The 11,292-nt window shown below is 71.1% G+C and carries 11 protein-coding genes and 1 pseudogene; 7 read left to right on the forward strand and 5 right to left on the reverse strand.

Annotation, left to right across the window (positions count from 1 at the left end; genetic code table 11):
* The 3 genes from AB8Z36_RS15380 to AB8Z36_RS15390 form a co-directional block, all read left to right on the forward strand.
* Positions 1-685, forward strand: a 685-nt coding sequence (locus tag AB8Z36_RS15380; RefSeq protein ID WP_369213858.1) for a class I SAM-dependent methyltransferase, incomplete at its 5' end; no start/stop codon positions are given.
* Positions 682-1,734, forward strand: coding sequence for a FecCD family ABC transporter permease (locus AB8Z36_RS15385; protein WP_369213859.1), 1,053 nt, complete (start codon positions 682-684; stop codon positions 1,732-1,734). The genes AB8Z36_RS15380 and AB8Z36_RS15385, both read left to right, overlap by 4 nt.
* Complete coding sequence (locus tag AB8Z36_RS15390; RefSeq protein WP_369213860.1) at positions 1,731-2,531, forward strand: ABC transporter ATP-binding protein; 801 nt, start codon at positions 1,731-1,733, stop codon at positions 2,529-2,531. The genes AB8Z36_RS15385 and AB8Z36_RS15390 overlap by 4 nt, the downstream gene beginning before the upstream one ends.
* Before the next feature lie 22 nt (positions 2,532-2,553).
* Here AB8Z36_RS15390 and AB8Z36_RS15395 read toward each other — a convergent pair whose 3' ends face one another.
* Positions 2,554-3,345: an alpha/beta fold hydrolase gene (locus tag AB8Z36_RS15395; protein WP_369213861.1), complete on the reverse strand. Its 792-nt coding sequence runs from the start codon at positions 3,343-3,345 to the stop codon at positions 2,554-2,556.
* Between the two features lie 126 nt (positions 3,346-3,471).
* Between AB8Z36_RS15395 and AB8Z36_RS15400 the strand changes: the two genes are divergently transcribed.
* Positions 3,472-4,122, forward strand: a complete 651-nt coding sequence (locus tag AB8Z36_RS15400; RefSeq protein ID WP_369213862.1) for a TetR/AcrR family transcriptional regulator — start codon at positions 3,472-3,474, stop codon at positions 4,120-4,122.
* Here the strand turns inward: AB8Z36_RS15400 and AB8Z36_RS15405 are convergent.
* Positions 4,113-4,778 (reverse strand): MSMEG_1061 family FMN-dependent PPOX-type flavoprotein, encoded by a 666-nt coding sequence (locus tag AB8Z36_RS15405; RefSeq protein WP_369213863.1) that lies wholly within the window; start codon positions 4,776-4,778, stop codon positions 4,113-4,115. The genes AB8Z36_RS15400 and AB8Z36_RS15405 overlap by 10 nt on opposite strands.
* Before the next feature lie 102 nt (positions 4,779-4,880).
* Here AB8Z36_RS15405 and AB8Z36_RS42295 point away from each other — a divergent pair.
* A pseudogene (locus AB8Z36_RS42295) lies at positions 4,881-5,251 on the forward strand (hypothetical protein).
* 63 nt (positions 5,252-5,314) lie between these two features.
* Positions 5,315-5,791 carry a hypothetical protein gene (locus AB8Z36_RS15415; protein WP_369213864.1) on the forward strand — a complete coding sequence of 159 codons (477 nt, stop codon included), beginning with the start codon at positions 5,315-5,317 and terminating at the stop codon, positions 5,789-5,791.
* A gap of 35 nt (positions 5,792-5,826) precedes the next feature.
* Here the strand turns inward: AB8Z36_RS15415 and AB8Z36_RS15420 are convergent, their stop codons facing one another.
* Together AB8Z36_RS15420 and AB8Z36_RS15425 are read right to left on the reverse strand one after the other, a co-directional pair.
* Entirely contained in the window at positions 5,827-7,425 is a 1,599-nt protein-coding gene (locus AB8Z36_RS15420; RefSeq protein WP_369213865.1) for an APC family permease, read from the reverse strand.
* A gap of 93 nt (positions 7,426-7,518) precedes the next feature.
* Entirely contained in the window at positions 7,519-9,111 is a 1,593-nt protein-coding gene (locus tag AB8Z36_RS15425) for a hypothetical protein (protein ID WP_369213866.1), read from the reverse strand.
* A 329-nt stretch (positions 9,112-9,440) separates the two neighbouring features.
* On the opposite strand from AB8Z36_RS15425, the gene AB8Z36_RS15430 reads away from it, so the two are divergent.
* Complete coding sequence (locus AB8Z36_RS15430) at positions 9,441-10,532, forward strand: serine hydrolase domain-containing protein (protein WP_369213867.1); 1,092 nt, start codon at positions 9,441-9,443, stop codon at positions 10,530-10,532.
* Here the strand turns inward: AB8Z36_RS15430 and AB8Z36_RS15435 are convergent.
* On the reverse strand, positions 10,513-11,292 hold a 780-nt coding region (locus AB8Z36_RS15435; protein ID WP_369213868.1), incomplete at its 5' end, for a PucR family transcriptional regulator. The genes AB8Z36_RS15430 and AB8Z36_RS15435 overlap by 20 nt on opposite strands.

The raw sequence follows: 11,292 nt of genomic DNA on the forward strand, positions 1-11,292 counted from the left end.
GGGTAAGTCCGGACCGGACCAGCCCCACCCGCATACGTCCGGACCGGACCGGCCCCTGCACATCCTCGACCTCGCCTGCGGGCCCGGCTCCCTGGCCGACCGCGTCCTGACCGCCTTCCCGCAGGCGCGGGTCACCGCCCTCGACTACGACCCCGTACTGCTGCGTCTGGCGGACGCGGTCCTCGCGGAGCACGGTGACCGGGCCGCCGTCGTGGACACCGACCTCGTACGGGCGAACTGGGCCGATTTCCTGGTGGGGGAGAAGATCGACGCCGTCGTCTCCTCCACCGCGCTGCACTGGCTCTCACCCTCCCAACTCCTTGGCCTGTACACCACGCTCGCCGACCTCCTGCCCCCCGGCGCCCTCTTCCTCAACGCCGACCACCTGCGCTACGGATCGGACAACGAGACCCTGGGAGCCCTGTCCGCCCTGCACGACGCCGAGGTGCAGCGCGCCTCGTTCGACGCCGGAGCGGACACCTGGGACGCCTGGTACGAGCTCGCCGCCGCTCAGCCGGGAGCGGCCCCGCTCGCCGCCGAACGCCTGCGCCGCTTCGCTGACCGGCCCCCGCAGCCGCTGTCCCCCCTGCACTTCCACCTGTCGGCCCTGCGGACCGCGGGCTTCGCCGAGGCGGGCACGGTCTGGCAGTACCTCGACGACTACGTCGTCTTCGCGCGGCGATGAGCAACGGGACCAGGACCGTGAGGCCGGGCGGGTGCCACGGCGCGGGCCCGCGCGGCGCGCTCGTCCTGGCGTGCTGCGCCGTCCTCCTGCCGCTGTCCGTGCTCGTCGCGGTCGGCACGGGCAGCGCCGACATACCGCCGCTGGACGTGGCCCGCGCCATAGGCGTCCACCTCGGCGCGCCGTGGGAGGCGCTGCCTCCCCTGCGCGACAGCATCGTGTGGGACCTGCGGCTGCCACGCGTCCTGCTCGCGGCGCTGGTGGGTGCGGGGCTCTCGGTGTGCGGCACGGTCCTTCAGGCGCTGACGCGCAATCCGCTGGCCGACCCCTACCTCCTCGGGGTGTCGGCCGGTGCCTCCACCGGCGCGGTCCTGGTCCTGGTGCTCGGCGTCGGCTCCCTCGCCCTTCCGGCCGGTGCCTTCGCCGGGGCGATCGCGGCCTTCGGCTGTGTCCTTCTCCTGCTCGGCCGCTCGTTCGGCTCGGCCACCAGGGTCGTGCTCTCCGGCGTGGTGGTGGCCCAGCTCTTCTCCGCGCTGACCAGCCTCGTCATCGTCCGCTCCGGCGACGCCGAACGCACCCGCGCGGTGACCTTCTGGCTGCTCGGCTCGCTCGCCCCGGCGAACTGGTTCTCGGTGGGCGTCTGCGCCCTCACCACCGTGATCGGCCTGTGCGTCTGCGCGTGGTACGCCCGCTCTCTGGACGCCCTCTCCTTCGGTCGCGAGACGGCCTCCACCCTCGGCTTCGCACCGCGCCGCACCGAAGCGGTGCTCTACGCGGTGACCGCCGTGGTCACCGGGTCGCTCGTCGCGGCCAGCGGTGCCATCGGCTTCGTGGGCCTGCTGATCCCGCACGCGGTACGGATTCTCACCCGAGCCCCGCACCGCCTGCTGCTGCCGTCCTCGGCCCTGCTCGGCGCGGTCTTCCTGGTGTGGGCGGACACGGCCGCGCGCACCGCCTTCGGCCCCCGGGAGATACCCGTCGGCGTCCTGACCGCGCTCATCGGGGTCCCGGCCTTCGCCCTGCTGCTGCGCCGACGGGCGGGTACGCCGTGAAGAACACGGACCCCGGCATCGGATACGGGGCCCACCGCCTGCGGTGGACGGCGAACGGCCGGGCGGTCGTGGACGGCGTCACCTTCACCGTGCCGCCAGGGTCCTTCACCGGACTGATCGGTCCCAACGGGTCGGGCAAGTCCACCGTACTGCGCCTCCTCGCGGGTGTTCGACGGCCCTCGGAGGGGCACGCCCTGCTGGACGGAGCCGACGTGACGACGCTGAGGAAGCGCGATGCCGCCCGTCGTGTGGCCTTCGTCGCCCAGGAGACCTCCGCCGACATCGACATGACGGCGGCACAGGTCGTCATGCTCGGCCGGGCTCCCCACCAAGGCCGGTCGGCCACGACCGAAGGGGACATGCACGTTGTCGAAGTGGCCATGAAGGCGATGGGGGTGCAGGGACTCGCCGACCGGTCCTGGAGCACGCTCTCCGGAGGCGAACGGCAACGCGTCAACATCGCCCGCGCGCTCGCCCAGCGGACCCCGGCCCTGCTGCTCGACGAACCCACCAACCACCTCGACATCAGTCACCGGCTCGATCTCATGGCCATGCTCGCGGACACCGGCACCACGGTGGTCGCGGCCCTGCACGAACTGGATCTGGCCGCGCGCTACTGCGACCACCTCGTACTCCTCGACGGCGGCCGGGTCATCGCCGCCGGGCCTCCCGCCGAGGTGCTCACCCCCGCCCTCCTGGCGCAGGTCTACCGGGTCCGGGCCACCGTGAGCGAAGGGCCGGACGGCCGGATGGACCTGCGTCTGGCTCCCCTCTCCGAGGGGCGGGGCCAGTTCTGACCGGTCTGCTCGCGAGCGCCGGTCAGCTCCTGGCCGTCCGTCCGAGGAAGTCGGTGATGAGCTTCAGCCAGAGCTCCGGCCGCTCGGTGAACGGCAGGTGTCCGGTGGGGATTTCGGCGGTCTCGGCGGTGGGGAGAGCCGCGGCCAGTTCACGCTGCAGGGCAGGGGAGATGAGCGGGTCCGCGGTGGTGATGATGGCGAGGGTCGGTGCGGTGACGTGCGTGAGGTCGCCGCGTACGTCGATTCTGCGCACCAGGTCCACCTGCCCGGGGGTGCCGACGGGCAGCTGGGGTGCGAACTGCTCGGCGGCGGTGTGCACCTGGGCGGGGGTGAGGGCGTTCAGGGCTGGCTCGCTGAGCACCATCAGGTTCAGATAGGCGGCGAGCGCGGTGTGCTCACCGGCTTCGTAGAGGTGCTGCCAGAGGGAGGCGGCCAGTTCGGTGCGGGTGTCGGCGTGCGCGAACGTCGCGCTCAGGACGAGGGCGGTGACGCGCTTCGGGTAGCGCGCCGCGAGGCGGATCGCGATCGGGCCGCCGAGTGAGAACCCACTGACCGCGAAGGTGTCGAGCCCCTGGTCGTCGGCCGCCGCGATGAGCTGGTCCACCAGCTCGTCGACCTCAAGGCGTCCTTGGGCCGCCGGGCTGGCGCCGGAGCCGGGGTAGTCGACGCCGACGACGGTGTGCCGTGCGGCGAGACCCTCCATGATCGGCCCGTAGTTGGCTTCGACGCTGCCACCGGCACCGTGAGCGAGCAGCAGGCCGGGTCCGTCGCCCCGGACTGTACGAGCGAGGGCGGCGGTGGTCGGCATGGTCATGAGGGGGTTCCTTCCGAGGTGTCGTGTACCGCACCAGGCATCTTTAGCGTTCGCTAAAGCTGGGCGGGCGACGACCGTACCAGAGGTCCTTTAGCGATCGCTATAGTCGGGCGGTAGAATGGCGTCATGAGCCGCGCGAACACCCCGCCGCAGACCGCAAGGCAGGGGACCAGGCCGACCCGCCGAGGGTTCGACCGCGATGAGGCCCTGGCCGCCGCCCTGCGGCAGTTCTGGACCTACGGGTACGACACGACGTCCATCGCCTCCCTGACCAAGGCCATGGGCATCAGGCCGCCGAGCCTGTACGCCGCCTTCGGTGACAAGCGACAGCTCTTCGACGAGGCCGTCGACCTCTACGTGCGCACCTACGGCACCCCGCCGCCGCACGGACCGGATGCCCGCGCGGCCGTCGCCGCCATGCTGCGGCACCTCGCGGCCGACTACACCGACCCCGCTCACCCGCCCGGCTGCCTCATCATCGGCGCGGCCACCAACTGCGGCCCCGACTCCCAGGACGTCAAGGCCAAGCTGCGTACCCTGCGCGAGGCCACCAAGTCCGCGACCGCCGACCGCATCCGAGCCGACGTCGACGCGGGACGGCTCCCCGCCGGTACGGACGCCGACAAGCTCGCCGCCTTCTACGCGGCGGTCATCCAGGGAATGCACCAGCAGGCCTGCGACGGGGCGGACCGCGCGATGCTCGAGCACATCGCCGACACCGCGATGGCGGCCTGGCCGACGGAACCCGCTTCGGGGCCGGTCGGGGATCACTCGTAACGCAGGCGCAGTGACTCCCGTTCGGCCTCCTCGATCTGGTCGATGGTCAGGTCGGGCAGGTTGAGCTGGGCCAGCGTCACCTCGGCGCTGGTCGGCTGGGCATCGGCGGGCACCCACTGCTCCGGTTTCCAGGCGCTGGCGCGCAGCAGGGACTTCGGGCAGTGCGGATAGGCCTGCTCGACCTGCACCACGAGCGCCGTGACCGGCGGTTTGCCGACGGGGGTGAGCCGGGTGAGCAGCTCCGGGCGCGCCGAGACGCAGGCGCGGCCGTTGACGCGCAGCGTGGTCGGGCGGCCGGGTATGAGGAAGAGCAGGCCGACGTGTCCGGTCTCCAGCACGTTGTGCAGCGTGTCGAGCCGCTTGTTGCCGGTCGCGTCGGGGATCGCCAGCGTCCGCTCGTCAAGCACCGAGACGAATCCGGCCGGGCCGCCGCGCGGCGTCACGTCCGCCCGGCCGCCTGCGTCCGCGCTGCCGATGAACACCAGCGAGGAGCAGCCGATCAGCGCCCTGGCCTCGTCGGTCAGGTGGTCGATCTCCTTGCGGAGCGAGTGCGGGTTCGGCTGCGGGTAGAACTCGCGCAGCTGGTCCGGAGCGGTGAGGGCGTCCGCCTGGAGGGATACGAAGAGCGGGCCTGCGGCCCCGGTGTCGTTCGTCATGCGGATGACTCTAGGAGGCCGTCGGGTGGCGTGCGCGGTAGTGCGTGATCTCGCCCACGCACGCCGGTCGGTCAGGGCAGACACTGTTACAAGTACCACGACCTGAACACCACCCCGCTGCGGCACATCACCGAGCGATGGCCCGCCTGCCAAGGCCGAGCACTTCTACTATCCCCCGACGAGCCCGGCGGCACCGAACTCCTCCTGGAGCCCGCGGGCCACCCCGCCGTCAAGCCCTACCGCGACGCGCTCGTCCAGGACGGCATCCCGCTCGCCCAGTTCGCGGTCGAGGACGTGCGCGCCGGGTACGAGCGCCTGACCGGCCTCGGCGTCCAGTTCACCCAGGGTGCGGCAACCTGATCCAGATCGTGACTCAGCCGGAGGAGCAGACGGTCCGCTCGGCCTCCTGCCGGGCCCGCCCCCGCGGCCGCTCCACGGGCCGACATCAGACCCGCGTCAGTGAGTTGCCCTAGTTTCACCCGCAGCTTCGCACGCGCCAGGGGAGACGCGCGCTTTCTTCCGGGAGGGACACCACTGTGAACACCTTCAAGCGGCGGCTCGCGGCCGTCGCCGCCGCCACCTGTCTGACGGCCGGATTCGGCGTCACCGCCGCGGGCACCGCTCAGGCCGCCGCCGACGACTGCGGCCCGCTCAACATCGGCAAGCCCGGTGTTCTCCAGATGGAGCAGCACCACATCGGCGAAGTCCAGCAGGTCTACAACACCTGCGACGGCACCGCCCGGGCGCACTTCACGTGGGACGAGGCGTCCCGGCAGGCCATGCTCGGCTTCGACGTCCGTGTGGCCCTCTACCGGCACAACGGCACCCCCGCGGCCTCCGCCACCGCGTTCGCCCGCGACGGCGCCGTCGTCGACACACCCTGGGCGAAGATCGACCGCAAGGAGACCTACCAGGTGTCCGCCCAACTGGTCTGCATGATCGCCTACGGTTCGTACCACTCCTACGCCGACGGCGCGGAGTGGGGCGACGGCCGACGCGCCACCTGCATGTGACACGGTCTTCGTCACCGCGGCCCGTGCCGCCCCCTTCAGTAGGCGGGTTCGGTCCGCAGGTGGGCGGCGCCCGAACGCACCGCCCACCCGAAGACCGCGAAGGCGACGGCACCCACCACGAGGGAGTCGTACGGCGCGCCCAGATGGCCGGAACCGCCGAAGGTGCCGAGCCAGGACAGCAGCGTCAGGGCCGCCAGGTGGAACACGAGCCAGGCGCCCTGACGCAGTTCCCCGAGCGGGGAGCCGACGCCCGCCCTGCGGCGCTGGAGCCAGAACAGCGGGACACCGGCGAGGACAAGAGGCAGGGCGAGCCGCAGGTCGTCCCAGCCCGACCAGTACACGAACTCGGTCGCCACGACGAAACTGACCGGTGCGATCCAGCGCAGCCCGGGCATGTGGCCGTCCGGGAGGGGGACGCCGCGCTCCCGGTCGTGCGCCCTGAAGGAGGCCACGGCCACCGCCGAGGCGGCGTAGATGATCAGATACATGTCGCCCATCACGCTCACGATGTCCTGCCAGCCGCCGAACGGCAGCATGAACAGCAGGATGACCGCGAGGTTGAGGACCAGGGCGCGGCGGGCGATGCCGGAGCGGGGATGGATGCGCATGAAGAAGCGGGGCAGCAGGCCGTTCTTCGCGAGGGCGTAGGTGTGGCGGGCGTCGATCGCGACACCCACATAGGCGGAGCCGCCGGGGGAGACCACCGCGTCGGCGTAGAGCAGTGTGGCGAGCCAGTGCAGATTGAGGACGAGGGCGAGCTGCCCGAACGGTGACTCGAAGTTGACGCCCTGCCAGCCGTGCGCGAGCAGCGAGTCGGGCACCGTGTAGAGGAAGGCGAGCTGGAGCCCGAGGTACACCAGCACCGCGAGGCCGATCCCGGTGAGGACGGCGGCGGGGACGTTGCGGCGCGGATTGCGGGCCTCGCCGGAGAAGTCCAGCGGTGCCTGGAAGCCGTTCACGGAGTACACGATGCCGCCACCGGCGAGAGCGGTCAGGCAGGCCGCGTAACCGTACGGGGCGAACCCTCCGTGGTCGGTGAGGCGGCCGGAGTGGGTGCCGGAGAGGAACAGGGCGACGACCGTGAGCACGGGGACGACGACCTTGAACACCGACACCAGATTGTTCAGGCGTGCGAACATCCGCACCGCGAACCAGTTCAGCGCGGTGAGCACGGTGCTCAGGGCGGCGGCGACACCCAGGCCCGACGCGGTGAGGCTGTCTCCGTGGTAGAGCCCGGGGACGTAGTGGGCGGCGTACTGCATGATCGCGCTGATCTCGGCCGCGGTGCCGCCCACGGAGAGCATGACCGACCAGCCCACGACCGTGCCGACCAGGCGGCCGTTCGCGTACAGCGGCCAGCGGACCGTGCCGCCGCCTTCCGGCCTGGTGGCGCCGAGTTCGACCATGACCAGGGCCACCAGGGCGCAGAGCAGGCCCGCCGCGACCCAGGAGAGGAGCGCGGCGGGACCCGCGGTCTGCGCGGCGTACATGGCGGCGAACAGCCAGCCCGAGCCGAGGATGTTGGAGAAGCCGATCGCGGTCAGACCCCAGAAACCCAGGTCCTTGCGCAATCGGCTCTCCTCGGCGCGGACATCCCGGGCGTCGGTGCTCCCGGTCGGCTGCTGCTGCGCCATGCGGCGTACCTCCTCGACGATCACGGACCCAACGGGGGCCAGCGTGCCACGCGGGGCACGTCACGTGTGTCGAAGCGCCGGGACACGGCCTTGCTATCGGACGTCGACGTAGTCCTCACGGCCGTAGTCCGCGTAGTGGGTGGAGACCGTGTCGGTGTACCGCATCTGCCAGGTCCCGTCCCGCTGCGCGGTGAACTTCTTGCTGAAGGAGCCGTCGCGCAGCGTCTTGGTGCTGCCCAGCTCCTTCCACGTGGCACCGGACGTCGCGGCCTTGAACCAGACGCGGACCTTCTGCCCGGCGTACGGCCGCCAGGTGGAGCCCGACTTGTACATCAGGCCGCCCTTGGCGGTGACCGTGGAACCCTTGCGCACGCCCTCGGGCGAGACACCGTCGTTCCAGATCTGGGTGTACTTGCGCCCGAGCTTGACGCTCGCACCGTCCACGTCCGCGTTGACCAGGCGAATCCGCCACTGGGCGCCCGAGTTCGCCTTCTTCGACGAGGACGCCTTGAAGGAGGCGCCGTAGGCGGCGTCGAAGGTGTCGGTGGTCGTCCAGGAGCCACCCGTCGGGCGGTACTCGATGGCCACCTTCGTCGTGGCGCCCGCCGGGTACGAGCCCGATGTGACGCCGAGCTTGCCGGTGAAGGTGACCTTGCGGTACTTGTCCACCTTGCCCTCGACGTTCGACAGCTTGCTCGTCCGGGAGGGCCTGGCCACCGTGAAGGTGTGCGGCGCCGGTGCGGTGAACCAGTTCGACTTGGTCGTCCCGACGCTCACCTGCTCACTCTGCTCGACGGTGTACTTCGTGGCGAAGACGCCGTTGTCGCCGCTCGCCAGAGTGGTGCCGGTGCTCGCGTTGGAGCCGATCCACATCTCCTTGGAGAAGGGCTTCTCGGTGCCGTCGTCCGCGACACGGGTGAGCTTGCCCCGGACGGGGATGTCGCTGCCGTACGGGGCGGTGACGGTGCCGGTCGGGGTGTCGGCCCTGAGCTTCAGCTGCTGCTGGCGGAAGGGCAGGGTGAGCGACTCGTGCTGCTGGTCGAAGTAGTAGTCGATCGTGGTGTCCGAGGCCTTGGACTCGATGAGGTACGGGGAGTACGTGAAGCGCCCCGACTCGTCCGTCCACTCCCACCCCTGGGCGCGGCTCGCTCCCTCGGCGCGGTAGTACATGCCCACCCCGGCGAACGGCTTCACCTCGTGCGTGTTCGGGTCCTCGGCCACCAGGGACCCGGACACCTTCATGTCGAAGTTGTCGTAGGAGAGCCACGAGTGGTTGCTGGTGAGGGTCAGCTTGGGGTTGAGACCGTAGTTGAGGAAACCGGTCGACTGCTGGACGACCTCGTTCGGCCGGCCCTCCCGCGCCACGACGTCGATCGAGTACACGCCCATCTTGGGCAGGGTGACCGGCTCCGACCGGAAGGTGTCCTCCCAGCAGTCGCTCGTGGCGGGGCACTTGTCGCCGTCTTCGAGGCCGAGGCTGGCGAGGACCCGGGTCCCGCCCTTCTCACGGATCTTGAGCGTGACGTCCTCCGGACGGAAGTGGGAGGCCATGTGCTGGTACTGGGCGTAGATCTTGCCGCCCTCCAGCACCGTCTCCGTCCGGCCGTAGGAATCGCCGTCGCCCGCTTGCGCCGTGGGCACGGCGATCAGAGTGGCAGAGGAGACCACGAGGCTCGTGGTCAGCACTGCCGTGAACTTCTTCAAAGCTCCCCCATCATGTGGTGCTGTCGTGTCGCGCGTTTGACGCGTGAGGTGGGGGAATGGTTGTGCGATTTCCCGGATGTGTCTCCGGCGGCCCAGGAAAGTGTGCGCGGCTGCCCCTCAGCCTTTGGCCGATGGCACAAAACCGCAGGTCGATGACTGGACGCGCAGACAATCGCGGGGCCCCGGACGATTCCTACGCTGACGTTCTGCGGTCCCGGGGGAAAGCGGCCGCGAGGAATCGAGGGTGACAACACGCCGCGTGCGGGTCACCCGTGATGAACGGAGACAGGGTGCGACGAAGGACGAGTGCGATGGCGGCCTTGGTGTTCACCGCCTCACTGGTGACTGTTCCGGCGGCGTCGGCGGGGACACCCCGGTGCGACAGCCAGCGCATCCAGGCGGCGGTGAAGGAACTGGGAGACGTCGGCGCCACGGGGATCAGCGTGACGGTGCGCAGCCCGCGGTGCGGGCTGTGGAGCGGGGGCACCGGCCTCGCCGACCTCGCCACCGGCCGCGACGTCGTCGGCGATGAGCACAGCCGCATCGCGAGCAACACCAAGACCTGGACGGCCACGGTCGTCCTCCAGCTCGTCGGCGAAGGCAGGATCGGGCTCGACGACACCGTCGACCAGTACCTTCCCGGCCTCATCAGGACCGAGCACTACGACGGCCGCACCATCACGGTCCGCCAGCTCCTCCAGCACACCAGCGGCCTGCCCGACTACCTGGACGCGCCGTTCTGGAGCGACCTGGACGCCCACCGCTGGGACCACATCGACCCCCTGCGGACGGTCGAGCAGACGCTGACGCTGCCGCCGCCCGACCGGACCCCGTCCGGCTTCGCCTACTCCAACACCAACTACAACCTGGCCGGGCTGATCGTCGCCGAGGTCACCGGCCACGACATCGGCACCGAGATCGAGCAGCGGATCATCAAGCCGCTCGGCCTGTGCGACACCTACTGGCCCGGCGACCGCACCACGCTCCCCGAGCCCGCCCTGCGCGGCTACGCGGAACAGGACGGCAAGCTGGTGGACAAGACCGAGTGGAACGTCTCCGCGGCCGACGCCTCGGGCGCGCTGGTCACCACCGGCGCCGACGCGACCGCGTTCTGGACCGCGCTGTGGTCGGGGAGACTGCTGGCCCCGGCCCAACTGGCCGAGATGAAGCGCACCATCGCCGAAGAGGACGGCGGCCGCTACGGCCTGGGCGTCGAGCGCTACGAGCGCACCCCGGGATTCGTCACCTGGGGCCACAGCGGCTACATGGAGACCGGCCACAAGTTCCAGAACGCCGTCACCGAGGACGGCCGACGCGCCGTCACCCTGCTCATCGGCTCGGACCAGTACGACTCGGAGAAGATGGAGGCCATCATCGACGACCTCATCCGCAGCCTCCGCTGAACGAAGAACCGTCCGGCCCACCGCACACCGGGGGCTCGGCGGTGCCGACGGTACCGCCGAGCCCCGCGAGGACCCGCAACTGCACCCACAGCACCAGCCGCTCATCGGGATCGGCGAGGTCGATCCCCAGCTGCCGGCCGGCCTGCCGCAGGCGGTAGCGGCAGGTGTTGGGATGCACGGACAGCGCCTCGGCCGCCCGCGCCACGTCGCAGCCCGCATCGAACCACGCCACCAGAGTGCGCGCGTAGGAGGAGCCGTGGTCGGTGTCCGCCGCCAGCACACGCCGCCAGGCGCCCGCTCGCAGCGCCCGCCGCTCCCGCATCACCTCGGACAGCGTCAGCAGCGTCACCCGGGGACGCACCTCGTCGATCACGGCCACCGGCAGGGCCTCGTGCAGCACCCGCAGGACCAGATCCGCGTCCGCCCGCGAGTCCGCCACCCCGCCGAGGCCGGACACCACCTCGCCGAGCCCCGCGCGCACCGGCACCCGCAGCGACCGGTTGGCCCGGCACACGATGTCCTGCGCCATCTTCCGGTGCCCCCGGTCGACCGCGTCCGGCTCCGGCGCCGCGCCCCGCCCGTCGCGATTCCCGGGCGCGGGCAGCAGCGCGTACACGACCTGGTCCACCAGCACGCACGCGTGCCGCCCGTAGCGTGCGTCGCACTGAAGGCGTACGACATCCAGCAGTCGGAGTGAGGCCCGCTCGGCGTCCGGCACGCCGTCGGCGGGACCCAGTGCGAAGGCGGCACACCGCCTGGG

The sequence above is a fragment of the Streptomyces flavofungini genome (assembly GCF_041028215.1).
In the GTDB taxonomy this organism is placed as follows: domain Bacteria; phylum Actinomycetota; class Actinomycetes; order Streptomycetales; family Streptomycetaceae; genus Streptomyces; species Streptomyces flavofungini_B.